This window comes from Azorhizobium caulinodans ORS 571, from assembly GCF_000010525.1.
In the GTDB taxonomy this organism is placed as follows: domain Bacteria; phylum Pseudomonadota; class Alphaproteobacteria; order Rhizobiales; family Xanthobacteraceae; genus Azorhizobium; species Azorhizobium caulinodans.
Window position 1 is genome coordinate 1,131,662 of sequence record NC_009937.1, and the last position, 16,773, is coordinate 1,148,434.

General features: G+C 67.5%; 15 protein-coding genes. 6 read left to right on the top strand and 9 right to left on the bottom strand.

The window, feature by feature from the left end:
• Positions 1–52 precede the first annotated feature (52 nt).
• The 7 genes from gyrB to rpsT all read right to left on the bottom strand — a co-directional run bounded on the left by gyrB (position 53) and on the right by rpsT (position 9,326).
• Positions 53–2,479: a DNA topoisomerase (ATP-hydrolyzing) subunit B gene (gyrB, locus tag AZC_RS05170; RefSeq protein WP_012169540.1), complete on the bottom strand. Its 2,427-nt coding sequence runs from the start codon at positions 2,477–2,479 to the stop codon at positions 53–55.
• 56 nt (positions 2,480–2,535) lie between these two features.
• A complete protein-coding gene (locus AZC_RS05175; protein WP_043878924.1) occupies positions 2,536–3,150 on the bottom strand; it encodes a LysE family translocator in 615 nt (204 codons plus the stop codon).
• Between the two features lie 95 nt (positions 3,151–3,245).
• Positions 3,246–3,908 (bottom strand): L,D-transpeptidase, encoded by a 663-nt coding sequence (locus tag AZC_RS05180; RefSeq protein ID WP_012169542.1) that lies wholly within the window; start codon positions 3,906–3,908, stop codon positions 3,246–3,248.
• Positions 3,909–4,024: 116 nt separating this feature from the next.
• A complete protein-coding gene (gene recF / locus AZC_RS05185; RefSeq protein WP_012169543.1) occupies positions 4,025–5,161 on the bottom strand; it encodes a DNA replication/repair protein RecF in 1,137 nt (378 codons plus the stop codon).
• Between the two features lie 14 nt (positions 5,162–5,175).
• A complete protein-coding gene (gene dnaN / locus AZC_RS05190; protein WP_012169544.1) occupies positions 5,176–6,294 on the bottom strand; it encodes a DNA polymerase III subunit beta in 1,119 nt (372 codons plus the stop codon).
• Positions 6,295–6,577: 283 nt separating this feature from the next.
• Complete coding sequence (dnaA, locus tag AZC_RS05195) at positions 6,578–8,080, bottom strand: chromosomal replication initiator protein DnaA (RefSeq protein WP_081433903.1); 1,503 nt, start codon at positions 8,078–8,080, stop codon at positions 6,578–6,580.
• 979 nt (positions 8,081–9,059) lie between these two features.
• Positions 9,060–9,326: a 30S ribosomal protein S20 gene (gene rpsT / locus AZC_RS05200; protein ID WP_012169546.1), complete on the bottom strand. Its 267-nt coding sequence runs from the start codon at positions 9,324–9,326 to the stop codon at positions 9,060–9,062.
• Between the two features lie 298 nt (positions 9,327–9,624).
• Here rpsT and AZC_RS05205 point away from each other — a divergent pair, with 298 nt between their 5' ends.
• The 6 genes from AZC_RS05205 to AZC_RS05230 all read left to right on the top strand — a co-directional run bounded on the left by AZC_RS05205 (position 9,625) and on the right by AZC_RS05230 (position 15,044).
• A complete protein-coding gene (locus tag AZC_RS05205) occupies positions 9,625–10,611 on the top strand; it encodes a complex I NDUFA9 subunit family protein (protein ID WP_012169547.1) in 987 nt (328 codons plus the stop codon).
• 43 nt (positions 10,612–10,654) lie between these two features.
• Complete coding sequence (locus tag AZC_RS05210; protein ID WP_012169548.1) at positions 10,655–11,341, top strand: phosphoribosylanthranilate isomerase; 687 nt, start codon at positions 10,655–10,657, stop codon at positions 11,339–11,341.
• Positions 11,338–12,549, top strand: coding sequence for a tryptophan synthase subunit beta (gene trpB, locus AZC_RS05215; protein WP_012169549.1), 1,212 nt, complete (start codon positions 11,338–11,340; stop codon positions 12,547–12,549). Before AZC_RS05210 ends, trpB begins: the two co-directional genes overlap by 4 nt.
• Positions 12,550–12,554: 5 nt before the next feature.
• The gene (locus tag AZC_RS05220) at positions 12,555–12,890 is read left to right on the top strand and encodes a hypothetical protein (RefSeq protein WP_043878925.1); all 336 of its coding nucleotides are present in this window, start codon (positions 12,555–12,557) and stop codon (positions 12,888–12,890) included.
• A gap of 115 nt (positions 12,891–13,005) precedes the next feature.
• Positions 13,006–13,845 (top strand): tryptophan synthase subunit alpha, encoded by an 840-nt coding sequence (gene trpA / locus AZC_RS05225; RefSeq protein WP_012169551.1) that lies wholly within the window; start codon positions 13,006–13,008, stop codon positions 13,843–13,845.
• 107 nt (positions 13,846–13,952) lie between these two features.
• Complete coding sequence (locus tag AZC_RS05230; protein WP_052285864.1) at positions 13,953–15,044, top strand: linear amide C-N hydrolase; 1,092 nt, start codon at positions 13,953–13,955, stop codon at positions 15,042–15,044.
• 42 nt (positions 15,045–15,086) lie between these two features.
• On the opposite strand, the gene mctP is transcribed toward AZC_RS05230, so the two are convergent.
• The gene (gene mctP / locus AZC_RS05235) at positions 15,087–16,571 is read right to left on the bottom strand and encodes a monocarboxylate uptake permease MctP (RefSeq protein ID WP_012169553.1); all 1,485 of its coding nucleotides are present in this window, start codon (positions 16,569–16,571) and stop codon (positions 15,087–15,089) included.
• Complete coding sequence (locus AZC_RS24785) at positions 16,568–16,735, bottom strand: DUF3311 domain-containing protein (RefSeq protein WP_012169554.1); 168 nt, start codon at positions 16,733–16,735, stop codon at positions 16,568–16,570. Before AZC_RS24785 ends, mctP begins: the two co-directional genes overlap by 4 nt.
• Positions 16,736–16,773 lie beyond the last annotated feature (38 nt).

A 16,773-nucleotide genomic window follows, 5' to 3' on the forward strand; every position in this document is an offset into this window, starting at 1 on the left:
AGGGGGCGCGGCGGCAAGGTCGCCGCGCCCTTAACGCGAAATCCCGCCGCCGTCAGACGTCGACGCTGGCCTTGAGGGCATTTTCCTGGATGAAGTCGCGGCGCGGCTCCACCACGTCGCCCATCAGGCGGTTGAAGAGGTCGTCGGCGGCGTCCACTTCCTTCACCTTCACCTGCAGCAGCGAGCGGGCGTTGATGTCGAGCGTGGTCTCCCACAACTGCTCCGGGTTCATCTCGCCCAGGCCTTTGTAGCGCTGGAGCGAGAGGCCCTTGCGGCCGGCATCGGTGATGGCGTCGAACAGGTCCACGGCGCCGAAGACCGAATGCTCCTCGCTCTTGCGGCGCAACAGCGAGGGGCCGGTGAAGATGCCGTCGAGCTGCCTGGCCAGCGAGTCCAGCCGGCGGGCCTCGGGCGAGGCTATGAAGCCGTTGTCGAGCACGCTCGTTTCCAGCACGCCGCGCACGCTGCGGGTGAGGCGGATGCCCGTGTCGTCCGCCGCGCCTTCCCAGGTGCGCTCTGTCTCTTCCGCGAGGATGTTGAGCCGGGCGGCAATCCGCTGGGCGGCGGCGGTGGCCGTCGCGTCGTCATCGAGAATGCCGGGCACCAGCGCTCCGGCGAAGGCGGCCTGCTCGGCCACCGAGCGGTTATAGCGCGGATGGAGGTTCAGCAGCGTGCCGCGCATGTGGCGGGTGACATCCACCACGGCCGCAAGATCCGCGCCCGTGCGGACCTCGCCGGAAGCGGCATGGAGGGCGGCGTCCTCCAGGCCGGCGGTGATGAGATAGTCTTCCAGCGCCTTCTCGTCCTTGATGTAGGTCTCGGACTTGCCGCGCGCGACTTTGAACAGCGGCGGCTGGGCGATGTAGATGTGCCCGCGCTCAAGCACCTCCGGCATCTGCCGGAAGAAGAAGGTGAGCAGCAGGGTGCGGATGTGGGAGCCGTCCACGTCCGCGTCGGTCATGATGATGATCTTGTGGTAGCGCAGCTTGGCGATGTCGAAGTCATCGCGGCCGATGCCGGTGCCGAGCGCGGTGATGAGCGTGCCGATCTGGTCCGACGACAGCATCTTGTCGAAGCGCGCGCGCTCCACGTTGAGGATCTTGCCGCGGAGCGGCAGCACCGCCTGGAAGGCGCGGTCGCGGCCCTGCTTGGCGGAGCCGCCGGCCGAGTCACCCTCGACGATGAAGATTTCGGACTTGGCCGGGTCGCGCTCCTGGCAGTCGGCGAGCTTGCCGGGCAGGGAAGCCACGTCCAGCGGGTTCTTGCGGCGGGTGAGGTCGCGGGCGCGGCGGGCGGCTTCGCGGGCGGCGGCGGCTTCCACCACCTTGCCCACCACCGACTTGCCTTCGTTCGGGTTCTCCTCGAACCAGGTGGAGAGCGCGTCACCCACCAGGCTTTCCACCACCGGGCGCACCTCGGAGGAGACGAGCTTGTCCTTGGTCTGGGACGAGAATTTCGGGTCCGGCACCTTCACGGAGAGAACGGCGGTCAGGCCCTCGCGGCAGTCCTCGCCGGTGGGGTCCACCTTCTCCTTCTTGGCGATGCCGGAACGGTCCGCATAGCCGATCACCTGCCGGGTGAGGGCGGCGGCAAAGCCTGTGAAGTGGGTGCCGCGATCGCGCTGCGGGATGTTGTTGGTGAAGCAGAGGATGTTCTCGTGATACCCGTCGTTCCACGACAAGGCGGCTTCCACGGTGATGCCGTCGCGCTCGGCGCGGATCACCACCGGCTTCTGCAGCAGCGCCTGCTTGGAGCGGTCGAGATAGCGCACGAAGGCCTCGACGCCGCCCTCATAGTGCAATTCCTCGCGCTTCGGCTCGGGGCCGCGCGCGTCGGTGAGGGTAATCAGCACGCCGGAATTCAGGAAGGCGAGTTCGCGCAGCCGGTGCTCCAGTGTGGCGTAATCGAACTCGATCTTGGTGAAAGTCTCCGGCGAGGGCAGGAAGGTCACCTTCGTGCCGCGCTTGCCCGCCGGGGCATCGCCCACCACCTTCAGCGGCGCTTCCGCGTCGCCGTGGCGGAAGCGCATGTAATGCTCCTTCCCGTCCCGCCAGATGGTCAGGTCGAGATAGGTGGACAGCGCGTTCACCACCGAGACGCCGACGCCGTGCAGGCCGCCGGAAACCTTGTAGGAATTCTGGTTGAACTTACCGCCGGCGTGGAGCTGGGTCATGATGACCTCGGCCGCCGAGACGCCCTCTTCCTCGTGGATGCCGGTAGGAATGCCGCGCCCGTCGTCGGTCACGGTCACGGAGCCGTCGGCATTCAGCGTGACGGTGACTTCCTTGGCGTGGCCGGCCAGCGCCTCGTCGATGGCATTGTCCACCACCTCATAGACCATGTGGTGGAGACCGGAGCCGTCGTCGGTGTCGCCGATGTACATGCCGGGGCGCTTGCGCACGGCGTCCAGACCCTTCAGGACCTGAATGGACTGGGCGCCATATTCCTCGGGGGACGCCGCGGGCATGGGTTCGGCCATGTTGGATTTCTCGAATCGTTGAAACGCTTGAGGAGTCTTGTACCGCAAAGCCGCGGTTATTTGGTGGCAACCGCCACCGCGGTGCCCGCCAAAACGGTTCCGCACACACGATTTAGGAGCTTCATGGCCGAGGCGCGCGTCATGAGGTGGCGCGCACGGTTGGCCATGTGCACGTAAAAGGCGAAAACGCCCGTCAGGACCAGCACGATGGCGACCGCCATCTCGGCAAAGCCGACCGCGGTCAGATGGTCCAGATCCAGCATTGCCGGCAGCATGGCGAGGTAGAAGGCCATGGTCTTGGGATTGCCCATGGAGAGCGCGAGCCCTGCGCCGAACAGGCTGCCACGCGTCTCCGTCTGCGGCACCTGCGTGGGATCGACCGGATGGCCGGGATCGCGCCACAGCCGCCAGGCGAGCAGCAGCAGATAGGCGGCGCCCGCCAGTCGCACGAGGAAGAAGAAGCTGCCCAGCGTTGCAGCGAGCGCGGAGAGGCCGAGCACGGCGGCGGCGAGCCACAGCACGTCCCCGAGGATGAGGGCGGCGGAGAAGGTGAGTGCGCCGCGCGTGCCCCGCGCCAGCGTCCGCGTCACGAGTGCCACCACGGCGGGGCCGGGGATCACGGCCGCGACCGCAAGGGCAACCGCAAAGAGCGAGAGGGTGGCAAAATCCATGCCCCGTGTGTGCGCCCGCGCGCGCACGAGGTCAACCCCGCCCGGCAAAGCCTTGAAGGCAAAGAAAAACGGCGCCGAAGCCGGCGCCGTCAGGATCAGTTGTTGATGACGATCACGCGGGTGCCCAGCGGCACGCGCTCGTAAAGGTCGATGATGTCCTGGTTCAGCAGGCGGATGCAGCCGGAGGAGACCTCGGTGCCGATGGTGTCGGGCTCGATGGTGCCGTGCAGGCGGAACATGGTGTCCCGGTCGCCGTCATAGAGATAGAGCGCACGCGGGCCGAGCGGATTGGTCTCGCCACCCGGCAGGCCGGCGGCATACGGCTTGTAGCGCTCAGGCTGCTTGGCGATCATGTTCGGGGTCGGCGTCCAGTGCGGCCACTTTTCCTTGCGCTTGATGGTCGCCCATCCGCGATAGCTGTAGCCCTGCTTGCCAACGCCCACGCCGTAGCGGATGGCCTTGCCGTCCTTCTCCACGAGGTAGAGGTAGCGGTTGGGCACGTCCACCACGATGGTGCCGACCGGGTACTTGCTCGGATAGTCCACCACCTGACGCAGCAGGCGCGGGTCGAGGCCGGACGTATCCACCGCCGGCACCTCGAAGGGCTCGCCGACCACCTCGCCATAGCGCGGGTCGCCGAGGGTCTGCACAACGGGAGGCGGGGAGTTCGTGACGCAGGCCGCCAGAAGCAGCGGAGTGCCAAGCACCAAGGCACGCCGGCTCAACGCAGCGGGCGGCGGGAACAGATCGCGGGTCATGATTCCCCAAGACGGTGGAGAGGTCTGATTCGCCTTCTAGCACGCGGGTTTCCGGGGCTGGTTGCACAGCGGCAACACCCGTCCGAAAAGCCGCCATTTTGGCGATCACACGGCCGTCAAACGCTCCTGTTCACCGCACCGGGGCTGACGGTGAAGCGCTCGGCGCCGTCCAGCGCCGCGAAGGCGGACGGGTCGGCCCCGGTCATCCACACCTGCGCACCCAGCGCCTTCAGTGCCGCGAACATGCCGGAGCGCCGCTCGGCGTCGAGATAGGCCACCACGTCGTCCAGTAGCACCACCGGGGCAAGGCCCTGCATGGCGGTGACGAGCCGGGCGTGGGAAAGGGCAAGGCCGATGAGGAGCGACTTCTGCTCGCCCGTGGAGCAGCGGGCCGCGGGCAGCCCCTTGGGGCCGTGGGCCACCACGAGGTCGCACAGGTGCGGCCCCTCCAGAGTGCGGCCGGCGGCGCGGTCGCGGGGGCGGTTGTCCTGAAGGAGGGCGCGATAGCGGTCTTCCACCTCGACGGCGGGCGCGTCGGTCAGCATGCGCTCCAGCGCGCCGTCGAGGGCGATGTCCGCGTGGGGGAAGGGGGAGGTCTCGTCCGCATGGGCCGCGATCTCGCCGGCGAGGCGCTGCACCGTTTCCAGCCGGGCAGCGGCGACGGCAACACCCAGTTCCGCCAGTTCATGCTCGACGGCGGAGAGCATGCGATTGTCGCCGCCATCCTCCAGCACGCGGTTACGGCTGCGCAGCGCGCGTTCCAATGCGTTGACCCGCGTGCCGTGGGAGGCATCCACCGCCAGCACGAGGCGATCGAGGAAGCGGCGGCGGTCGGCGGGCGGGCCGGTGAACAGGCCGTCCATCTCCGGTGTCAGCCACACCACCTTGAGATGGTCGAGGAAGGCATTGGCGGACGACACACTCTCGCGGTCGATGCGGCAGCGCCGGGTGCTGCCGTCCGGCCGGCTGGCATCGCTGCCCGTGCCGAGATCAACCGGGCCGAGCGCGCCCTCCACATGGGCGGCCACTGCCCAGGAGCCGTCGCCGCCCGCCTGCGCGAAGGCATCGAGCGCGGCACGGCGCAGCCCGCGTCCCGGCGAGAGCAGGGAGACGGCTTCAAGGATGTTGGTCTTGCCCGCGCCGTTCGGCCCCGTGAGCACCACCGGACCGTCCGCCACCTCGATCTGGGCGGCGGAATAGCTGCGGAAGCGGGAGAGGGTGAGGCGGCGGACGCGGGCGCGCGGCGCGGTCACGGCAGGCGGTCGGCTCACACCCGCATGGGCATGAGCACGTAGAGCGAATCCGTCTTCGTGCTGTCGCGCACCAGCGTCGGCGAGCCGGGATCAGCGAGCTTCAGCTCCGCCGTGTCGCCTTCGAGCTGCGAAGTGATGTCGAGCAGGTAGCGGCTGTTGAAGCCGATATCGAGGGGCTCGGCGGCGTAGTCCACCTCGAGCTCCTCGGTGGCGCTGCCGCTGTCCGGATTGGTCACGGAGAGGGTGAGCTTGCCGTCCTGGATGGACAGCTTCACCGCCCGGCCGCGCTCGCTGGAGACTGTCGACACGCGGTCCACGGCGGCCGCGAAATCGGACTTGTCCACCAGCAGGATCTTGTCGTTGCCCGCCGGGATGACCCGGCCATAATCCGGGAAGGTGCCGTCGATCAGCTTGGAGGTGAGCACGATGGCGCCCACAGCGACGCGGATCTTGGTGGTGGACAGGGAGACGGTGACTTCCGCGTCCTTGTCTTCCAGCAGCTTCTGGATTTCGGCCACCGTCTTGCGCGGGACGATCACGCCCGGCAGGCCGGCGGAACCCTCGGGCGCATCCAGCTCGGCCTGGGCGAGGCGGTGGCCGTCGGTGGCGACCGCCCGCAGCTTGGCGGTGCCGGCAGCATCCGCCACGTGCAGATAGATGCCGTTGAGGTAGTAGCGGGTTTCCTCGGTGGAGATGGCGAACTGGGTCTTGTCCACCAGGCGGCGGAATTCCGCGCCCTTCACCTTGAAGGAATGGGAGAAGTCGCCCGCTGCGAGATCCGGGAAATCGGCTTCCGGCAGGGTCTGGAGGGTGAAGCGGGCGCGGCCGGCGCGCACCGTGAGGTTGCCGCGCTCACCGCCGGCTTCCAGCTGCACCTGCGACCCGTCGGGCAGCTTGCGCACGATGTCGTAGAGCACGTGGGCGGGCACCGTGGTCGCGCCGTCCTGGCCGACTTCCGCCGGCACCGTCTCCACCACCTCGAGATCAAGGTCGGTGGCCTTCAGCGACAGCCCGTTCGTGCCGGTGCGGATGAGCACGTTGGCGAGAATCGGGATGGTGTTACGCCGCTCGACGACGCGATGGACATGGCTGAGCGACTTGAGAAGCTCGGCGCGCTCGACGGTGACCTTCATGGCCCGGACCCGTGACTCTTCGCTCGGAGGAAAAGAATGCGCCCGATGGCTGGCGCCACCGAGGCCCTGCGGGTTCGTCGAAACGAACTGCCGGGCCGCAGACATTGCCGCCCCCGCGCCGGCAACGCAAGGCCCGGTCCGTGAATTCTCCAGAGGAAGGGGAGGGCGGTCCGGAACCGGGGAGCGGGGGCGTCTGTCGCGCCGAACGCTCGAAACGAAAACGGCACCGGTGGGGACCGGTGCCGCGACGTTCAGGCGTGGAGGAGAAGCGCCGTGTCGGGCCTCACTCAGCCACGAGGCGCTTCAGGGTCTCGATCTCGTCGGCGAGCGCGCGGTCGGTGGCGATCAGGCCGTCGATCTTGCGCACCGCATGGAGGACGGTGGTGTGGTCGCGCCCGCCGAAGCGGCGGCCGATCTCGGGCAGCGAACGCAGGGTGAGCGTCTTGGCCAGATACATGGCGATCTGGCGCGGCTTCACCACGTTGGCGGTGCGGCGTTGCGACAGCAGGTCGGCGCGCGTCACGTTATAATGCTTGGCCACCACGCGCAGGATGTCGTCCACGCGCACCCGCTTGGGATCGCAGGGGCGGACCAGATCCTTCACGGCGGTCTCGGCCATCTCCAGCGTCACCGGCTCGCCGGTGAGCTTGTTCACCGCCAGAAGCTTGTTCAGCGCGCCGTCGAGGTCGCGGCCGGACGTGCCCACGTGACGGGCGAGGAACTCCAGAACCGCCGAGGGAACGGCGAAGCCGCGGTGCTGCTCGGACAGGGACACCGAGCGGGTCTTCAGGATCTGCGCGCGCAGGTCCTCTTCCAGCGGGGCCAGTTCCACCACGAGGCCGCCGGCGAGGCGCGAGCGCACGCGGTCGTCCAGCGCGTCCAGCTCGGACGGCGGACGGTCGGCGGCCACCACCACCTGACGGCCGGCATCCATGAGCGCGTTCAGCGTGTGGCAGAACTCCTGCTGCATGTTCTTGCCGGTCAGGAACTGCAGGTCGTCGATCACCAGCGTGTCGATGGAGCGCAGGGCATCCTTGAAGGCGATGGCGGCGTGGGACTTCAGCGCGGCCACGAAGCCGTACATGAAGCGCTCGGCGGTCAGATACACCACGCGGCGGCCGCGCGCGGCGCCGGCCCAGGCCACGGCCTGGAGGAGGTGGGTCTTACCGAGGCCAACGGCCGCATGCATGTAGAGCGGATTGAAGAGCGGGGCGGCGCCGGGCACGGCCTCGGCCACCTGCCGGGCGGCGGCATGGGCGAGGGTGTTGGACTTGCCGACCACGAAGGTCTCGAAGGTGAGGCGGGCGTCCAGCGGCGAGCCGGCGGCCACATCGGCAGGCTGGGCGGAGGCCGGCGCGGTCGGAGCGGCCACCGGCTGGGACCGCGCCGGAGCAGCAGCGGTCGGCGCGACAACGGGGCGCTCGGAAACGATCTCGCGCGGCGCATTCGCCGCCTTCAGGGGAACGGTGCGGGCAACGGCGGTGCGGACCACGAGGTCGACGCGGGTGGTACCGCTTTCCTCACGCCACAGCTCGGACAGGCGGTCGAGATAGTGGTCCTGGATCCAGGCCTTGAGGAAGCGGGTCGGGACGGACAACTGGACGGCGCTGCCAGTCATGCGGTCGAGCTCGATGCGCGCGAACCAGCTCGTATAGGATTCCTCGCCGATCTCTTCGCGCAGACGCTGGCGGACCCGGTCCCATTGGAGGGAGGAGACATCGGTCGAAACGGCTCCCGCAAGGGCGGGCCGAAATTTGGCGACGTCAACGGCTTCCGGCTTCAGCATGAGGGCTGCTCCCGCGCGTGGCGGTTCCCTGGTTGAGACGCGAAGGGCACTCGCGCCGACGGACGGCGCGCTTCGCGAAGGTGATAAGGAGATGGTTCGGGGGTCGCGCTGGGCGCGGGATCAGGTCATGCCGCTCCGCGCAGACCTGGAAGACAGGGGCGGGCCGGCAACGAAAAGGGCAGCGTTCATGTCGGCCAGCATAAAGGCCGAAAACGCCGCGGGCATGGCGCTGAATGTCGCGCGCGCACCACTGTCGCAATTGGTCATAGCCGCCCCATGCGCCGCCGAAACAGGTTTCCGCGGCTCGTCCGTTGTTAGCATATTATGGTTCTAAATTCGCTTGTCTGACGGGATCTAGAAGTTGTGTTCTAGTTATCGATCCTGTCGTCCAAGATGCTGACCTCACAGGTTCTAACAACTCTTGATGCGGGAAGAGATGACAAAAGGCAAAACATCTTGTCCCTCCTCCTGCGAAGAGCGCCAAACCTTGCGTCTTTTGGTGAATTCCCGGGTCAGCCCCTGAGGTGAGATTGAACATACACAGGCCTTAGGGGCGGTGCAACGCCTTTCCCGCTCTCTTGGGATAGTGGGGGAAAGAGGTCGCGGCGCCGGGCTCATGTGGCGCCTGAAATCAGCCGGCAAACCTATGGCTGGGCAACGAGAATCTCGGAGTCCAGCGCAAAGTGGGCGCCTCTGTCATCTCAGATGTCGCATGGCATTTTAATACCGCTAAGGAGCCTCGAATTCCTCCGCTCCCGTGCCTTTAGGGATAAGCCGTTCAATCGGATCGACTTTTCGTGAGCGGCTTTTGGCGAGCCCTCACGGCCCTTCTGGGGAGAGCGTGTCCGGCGGGCTTGACCCGACCGCGTGGCCGTAACAGCCGTCAGGTCAGTGAGTCGCGCCTGGTCGCCTCGCAATAAAAAAGCCCGGCCAAGCCGGGCTTTTCCTGTCGCGACGGGGGCGACGCAAAGATAAAGCGTCAGGCGCTGATCTTGCGCACGCGAGCCGCGAGGCGGGAAACCTTGCGGGAAGCGGTATTCTTGTGAAGAACACCCTTGGTCACCGCACGCATGATCTCGGGCTCGGCAGCCTTGAACGCGGCCACGGCGGCGTCCTTGTTGCCGGCGGTCAGCGCGTCTTCCAGCTTGCGCAGATAGGTGCGCACGCGCGAGCGGCGAGCGCGGTTCACTGCAGTGCGCCGCTCGATCTTGCGAGCCGCCTTCTTGGCGGAGGGCGTATTGGCCATCGGCCGTCCTTCGGTTGGGCGAGCCGGCGCTTGCCCTAAGGCGATGCCGTGCTGCGTTGGGAATGATTTCGGTTGCGGGCGACCGGAGCCGCCAGCGAAGTGCCGGGCTTATAAGGTTAGCAGGGTCCGCCGTCAACCACGTTTCGCCCCATCATGTCGCCTTTGCGACGGACATTCAGGCTGCGGGACGCTTTACGCGCGCAGCGATGATCGCGTATGTCGTGCGCATCGTATATAGAGCACGCGCGAGCGCGATCCTTTAAGAAAGGCACGCGCCGAGTACCGCGGGAGAGGGCAGATGAGCGACGTGACGGTGGCGGAACAGCCGGTGACCAACAGCCTGGTGACGGTGTTTGGCGGGTCCGGCTTCCTTGGCCGCCACGTGGTGCGCGCGCTCGCCCGACGCGGCTACCGGGTGCGCGTGGCCGTGCGCCGTCCTGAGCTTGCCGGCTTCCTCCAGCCCATGGGCTATGTGGGCCAGATCCAGGTCATCCAGGCGAATCTGCGCTATCCCGACTCGGTCCGCCGTGCGGTGGAAGGGGCGGACGCGGTGGTGAACCTCGTCGGCATCCTGGCCCCCTCGGGCCGCCAGTCCTTCAAGGCGGTGCAGGCCGCCGGCGCCCGCGCAGTGGCTGAAGCTGCGGCGGCGGTCGGCGCCCGCCTCGTGCATGTCTCGGCCATCGGTGCCTCCGCGAGCAGTGCGTCCGACTATGCCAAGACCAAGGCCGAAGGCGAGGCGGCGGTTCGCGCGGCGGTGCCGGATGCCATCATCCTGCGTCCTTCCATCGTGTTCGGTCCCGAGGACGACTTCTTCAACAAGTTCGCCGGCATGGCGCGCATGAGCCCGGTTTTGCCGCTGATCGGCGGTGGCCAGACCCGGTTCCAGCCGGTGTTCGTGGGTGACGTGGCCGAGGCGGTCGAGCGTGCGGTGGAGGGCCTCGCCAAGCCGGGCGCCACCTATGAGCTCGGCGGCCCGGAAGTGCGCACCTTCGAACAGCTGCTGCGCACCACCCTGCACGAGATCGGTGCCAAGCGGCCGCTGGTGTCGCTGCCCTTCGGCGTCGCCGCCTGCGTCGGCTCCATCGCGCAGAAGCTGCCGGGCGCCCCAATCACCAAGGATCAGGTGGAACTGCTGAAGTCCGACAATGTGGTGTCCGACGCCGCCAAGGCGGAGGGCCGGACGCTGGAAGGGCTGGGTGTCACTCCCACCGCGCTCGAATCCATCCTCGGGAGCTATCTTTGGCGCTTCCGCAAGGCGGGTCAGTTCACCCATATCCCGACCTGATGGGGCGCCGCGCGCGGCGCGGACCGGAAAGGCAGACGGGACGATGGCCATCGAGGTGAAGATCTGCGGGCTCAGCACCGCCGAGACGCTGGAGGCCGCGCTTGCGGCCGGCGCCGACCTCGTGGGTTTCGTCCACTTTCCGAAGAGCCCCCGCCACGTTCCGCTCGAAGCCGCGCCCGCCCTCTCGAGGGCGGTGGCCGGTCGCGCGGCCAAGGTGCTGCTGCTGGTGGACCCGGACGATGCCACGCTGGCTGCGGCCGTGGCCGCCTTCCAGCCCGACATCATCCAGCTGCATGGCAAGGAGAGCCCCGAGCGCGTCGCCGCCATCCGCGCCCGCACGGGCCGGCCGGTGATGAAGGCGCTGCCGGTCAGCGGACCCGCTGATCTTGCCGTCGTGCCCGCCTATGCAGCGGTGGCCGACCGTCTTCTCTTCGATGCCAAGCCCGCTCCCGACGACACGCTGCCGGGCGGCAACGGGCGGGTGTTCGACTGGACCCTGCTCGCCGGCCTTGACCCTGGGCGCCCGGTCATGCTTTCCGGTGGTCTGGATGCCGGCAATGTGTCGCAAGCCCTGTCCGTGGTCCGCCTCGATGGCGTGGACGTATCGTCAGGGGTTGAAACGGCCCCCGGCCTGAAATCGCCGGAAAAGATCCTGGCCTTCGTCCGTGCGGTGAAGGCTGCCGAGGCGGCATCGCGGCCGTCGCGCCTGAAGAAAGTCGAAGCTCCGTGAACGCGCTCAATTCCTATCGCACCGGCCCCGACGAGAACGGCCATTTCGGCATCCATGGCGGACGTTTCGTCGCCGAGACCCTGATGCCGAACATTCTCGAACTGCAGGCGGCCTATGAGGCGGCCAAGGCCGACCCGGCCTATCAGTCCGAGATGGCCGGCTACCTTGCCCATTATGTGGGGCGACCCTCGCCGCTCTATTATGCCGAGCGCCTGTCCGAGCATCTCGGCGGCGCGAAGATCTATCTGAAGCGCGAGGAGCTGAACCACACCGGCTCTCACAAGGTGAACAACGTGCTCGGCCAGATCCTGCTGGCCCTGCGCATGGGCAAGAAGCGCATCATTGCCGAGACCGGCGCCGGCCAGCACGGCGTCGCCACCGCGACGCTCTGCGCCCGCTTCGGCCTGAAGTGCATCGTGTACATGGGCGCGGTGGACGTGGAGCGGCAGAAGCCGAACGTCTTCCGCATGAACATGCTGGGCGCCGAGGTGGTGCCCGTGCAGTCCGGCTCGCGCACCCTGAAGGACGCCATGAACGAGGCGCTGCGCGACTGGGTGACCAATGTGCACGACACCTTCTATTGCATCGGTACGGTGGCGGGCCCGCATCCCTATCCGTCCATGGTGCGCGACTTCCAGTCCATCATCGGCCGCGAGACCCGCGAGCAGCTGATGGAAGCCGAAGGCCGCGGCCCGGACAGCCTGATCGCGGCGGTGGGCGGCGGCTCGAACGCCATCGGCCTGTTCCACGAATTCCTCGACGACAGCGGTGTCGAGATCTACGGCGTCGAGGCGGCCGGCCACGGCATCTCCTCGGGCATGCACGCCGCCTCCATCACCGGCGGCAAGCCGGGCGTGCTGCACGGCAACCGCACCTATCTCCTGATGGATGACGACGGCCAGATCATTGAGGCCCATTCCATCTCCGCCGGCCTCGACTATCCGGGCATCGGGCCGGAGCATTCCTGGCTGCACGATACGGGGCGGGTGACCTACATTCCCTGCACCGACAAGGAGGCTCTCGAGGGCTTCCAGCTTCTCTCCCGTCTCGAAGGCATCATCCCGGCGCTGGAATGCGCCCATGCCATCGGGAAGGTGATGGAGATCGCACCGACCAAGCCGAAGGACCATCTGATGGTGGTCAATCTGTCCGGCCGCGGCGATAAGGACATCTTCACTGTGGCCGAACATCTGGGGGGCCAGATATGAAGCGTATGGTCGTTGCTTTCCTCGCGCTCGGCGTTGCGGGGGCCGTCGTGCCCGCCTTCGCCCAGCAGCCGCCGCAGCCTGCCAACCTGCAACTGCAGGTGGACAAGGTCTCGACCGACCCGGCCGGCGCCTTCATCAACATCCGCGTCAAGAACGTGGGCACGGTGGCGATCTCGCAGATCGACGTGGGCTGCCAGTTCCTCGCCAAGGGCAAGGTCATCGGCACCTCCAGCACCACGCTCTTCGCCTCGGTGCCCGGCGTCACCGGCATCGGGCAGGTGCGCCTGATGGGCGCCACCAACGCCACCGATGCCCGCTGCGGCATCCTGAAGGCGAGCTGACCTTCCGGGCGGCCGACGCCGCCCGCCTGATCCTGCGGCGGGCCGCGCGCCCGCTCCTCGCGCATCCGCACACCCCCGGCCGCCTGCGGACCGGAGGGGAGAGACAGACGGACCCATGACCACCCGCATCACCGCCCGCTTCACGGAACTCGCCGCCGAAGGCCGCCCCGGCCTCGTGACCTTCATCACGGCGGGCGATCCCGATTACGACACCGCGCTTTCCATCCTGCGCGGACTGCCGGAGGCGGGGGCCGACGTGATCGAGGTCGGCATCCCCTTCACCGATCCCATGGCCGACGGCCCGGCCATCCAGGCCGCCGGTCTGCGGGCACTGAAGGGCGGGCAGACGCTCGCCAAGACGCTCGACATGGTGCGGGCGTTCCGGGACGAGAATGACACCACGCCCGTGGTGCTCATGGGCTACTACAACCCCATCTACATCTATGGCGTGCCGCGCTTCATCGCCGACGCCAAGGCGGCGGGCGTGGACGGCCTCATCGTCGTGGACCTGCCGCCGGAAGAGGATAACGAGCTCTGCCTGCCGGCGCTCGACGCGGGGCTGGACTTCATCCGCCTCGCCACCCCGACCACGGACGAGAAGCGCCTGCCGGCCGTGCTCGCCCATACGGCGGGCTTTGTCTATTACGTCTCCATCACCGGCATCACCGGCTCGGCGACCCCCGACGCGAATGCGGTGGCGGGCGCGGTGGCGCGCATCAAGCAGCACACCACGCTGCCCGTGGCAGTCGGCTTCGGCGTGAAGACGCCGGCCCAGGCGGCGGCGATCGCGGCGGGTGCGGATGGCGTCGTGGTGGGCTCGGCCCTCGTCGAGGCGGTGCGCAAGACGCTGGATGAGGACGGCAAGGCGACCGTGAACACGGTTCCGGCCGTGACGGCGCTGGTGCAGGAACTGGCGGAAGCGGTGCGCGGCGTAAATCGCGCGGCGGCGGAATAGTCCACCCCTTCTCCTCGCGCGTCCCTCGGCCGCGCGACCTTTGGGCCGCTTGCCCCGCGCCCGTGTGCGGCCTTCACTCCCCTTGCGGCATCGGAGGGGGGCTTCTCATGGCGTTGGCGAGATGGAAGCGGGCGGCAAGGGCCGTCATTGTGGCGGCGGCCGGCTATGCCGCCGTTGATCCCGCGGTGGCCTGCACGCGGGCCATGTTCGTGGGCACCGATCAGGTGGTGATCACAGGCCGGAACATGGACTGGCCGGAGGACATGCGCTCCAATCTCTGGGCTTTTCCGAAGGGGATCGCCAGGGACGGTGCCGCCGGACCGAAGTCCATCAGGTGGACCTCGAAATACGGCAGCCTCATCGCCACCGCCTATGATGTGGGCAGCGCCGACGGCATGAACGAGGCCGGCCTCGTCGCCAACATGCTCTATCTCACCGAGGCCCAGTATGGCGCGGCGGACGACCGGCCGACGCTGGCGGTGTCCCTGTGGGCGCAATATGCGCTGGACAATTACGCCACCGTGGCGGAGGCGGTGGACGCCTTCGCGAAGGACACTTTCCGGGTCGTGGGCGGCACGATCCCGAACGGCGCGGCGGCGCAGCTTCACCTCGCCCTGTCGGATGCGACGGGTGACAGCGCCATCCTTGAACATATCAATGGCAAGCTCGTCATCCACCACAGCCGCGACTATGTGGTGATGACCAATTCCCCGCCCTTCGACCAGCAACTGGCGCTCGACGCCTACTGGAAGGAGATCGGCGGTCTCACCTTCCTGCCCGGCACCAACCGCGCCTCGGACCGCTTCGTGCGGGCGTCCTTCCTCATCGGCTCGCTGGCCAAGACGGCCGATCCGGCCTTCATCTCCGCCGTGCCGGGCCAGAATTTCGAGAACCAGTCGGCGCTCGGCGTGCTGAGCGTCATGCGGGCGGTGAGCACGCCGCTCGGCATCAAGACGCCGGAGACGCCCAACGTGTCCGCCACTTTGTGGCGCACGGTCTCGGACCAGAAGAACAGGGTCGTCTATTTCGATTCCGCCACCAGCCCGAACAGCTTCTGGGTGCCTCTGGGGGATCTGGACTTGAAGCCCGGCGCGCCGGTGAAGAAGCTCACCATTGCCGGCGGGCGGGTCTATGGCGGCAATGCCGCAGCGCAGTTCGAGGCGGCCAAGCCCTTCGAATTCCTGCGCGCCGATCCATAAGAAAGCAGGCTCCCGGACGGACCGTCCGGGAGCCCCTTTGCGTCACGCCGTCACGCGCTTGGGCGAGGTGGCGGCGAGGAGGGCGTTCACCACCACTGCCACGATCACGTTGGCAGCGAAGGCCAGCAGGCCGACATAGATGGTGTAGTTCTGCCCGCCGATGACCAGCGTGTGCACCGGCACGAGGCCGTCCGCGAAGGCGACCGTGGTGCCGCCGACAATGCCGACGAGCCAGCCGGCCAGCAGCGCGGGAGCGCGGAACCAGCGGGTGAACAGCCCGAACACCAGCGAGGGGAAAGTCTGGAGAATCCAGAGGCCGCCCAGAAGCTGGAGGTCGATGGCGAACTTCGTCGGCATGAAGACGATGCAGGCGAGCGCGCCCACCTTCACCACCAGCGAGACGATCTTGGCCACCTGCGCCTCGCCGGCTTCCGTGACCTGCGGGTTCACATAGGCCTTCCAGACGTTGCGGGTGAAAAGATTCGAGGCGCCGATGGACATCACCGCCGCCGGCACCAGCGCGCCGATGCCGATGGCCGCGAAAGCGAAGCCCGAGAACCAGCCGGAGAACAGCGTCTGGAACAGCACGGGCACCACGTCCGTGGGGCTGGTCACCTTCACGCCCGCCGCATGGGCCATGTAGCCGAGCAGCGCGATGAGGCCGAGCAGCACCGTATAGGCCGGCAGCAGCACGGCGTTGGAGCGGATGGTGTTCGCGCTCTTCGCCGCGAAGATGCCGGTGAGGGTGTGCGGATACATGAAGGCGGCCAGCGCCGACCCCAGCGCCAGCGTGGCGTAGGGGAGCATCTGCGCATCCTTCAGCACGAGGCCGGTGTTGCCGCCCTTGGCCGCATAGACCGCATCCGCCGCGCTGAACACCGCGCCATAGCCGCCAAGGTGCATGGGCACCACCACCACGGCCACGATGACCACGATGTAGATCATCACGTCCTTCACGAAGGCGATGAGCGCGGGAGCGCGAAGGCCCGCCGAGTAGGTGTAGAGAGCGAGGATGAGGAAGGCGACGATGATGGGCAGTTCGCCCTTCAGCCCCATGGCGCCGATCACCGCCTGCATGCCGACCAGCTGGAGGGCGATGTAGGGCATGGTGGCGACGAGGCCGGTGAGCGCCACCGCCAGTTCCAGCCAGCGGTTGTTGTAGGTGCCGTGCACCACGTCCGCCGCCGTCACATGGCCGGCCGCATGGGCGACCTTCCAGAGCCGGGGCATGACGAGGAAGATGAAGGGATAGACGACGATGGTGTAGGGCAAAGCGAAGAAGCCGTAGGCCCCCACCGCATAGACCAGCGCCGGCACGGCGATGACGGTGTAGGCGGTATAGAAGTCGCCACCCACGAGGAACCAGGTGATCCAGACGCCGAACTGGCGCCCGCCAAGGCCCCATTCGTCGAGCTTGGCGTGATTGTCCGCCTTCTTCCACCGGCTGGCGACGAAGCCCATGATGGTGACGAGGGCGAAGAAGACGAGAAAGACCGACAGTTCGGCCCAGTCGCGAACGGCGATCATTCCTTCGTTCCCTTCCAGACGATGTAGGTGAGGAGCGAGGTCAGAGGTACCCAAAGGAGCTGGTACCAGTAGAAGAAGGGAAAGCCGAGGAGCTGGGGCTCCTTGAAATTGTAGAACGGCACCCAGAGCAGCCCGATGAAGGGCAGAAGCAATAACCAACGCATGGGGCGGATCCTCCATTCCGGGGGAGAATGACGGATAT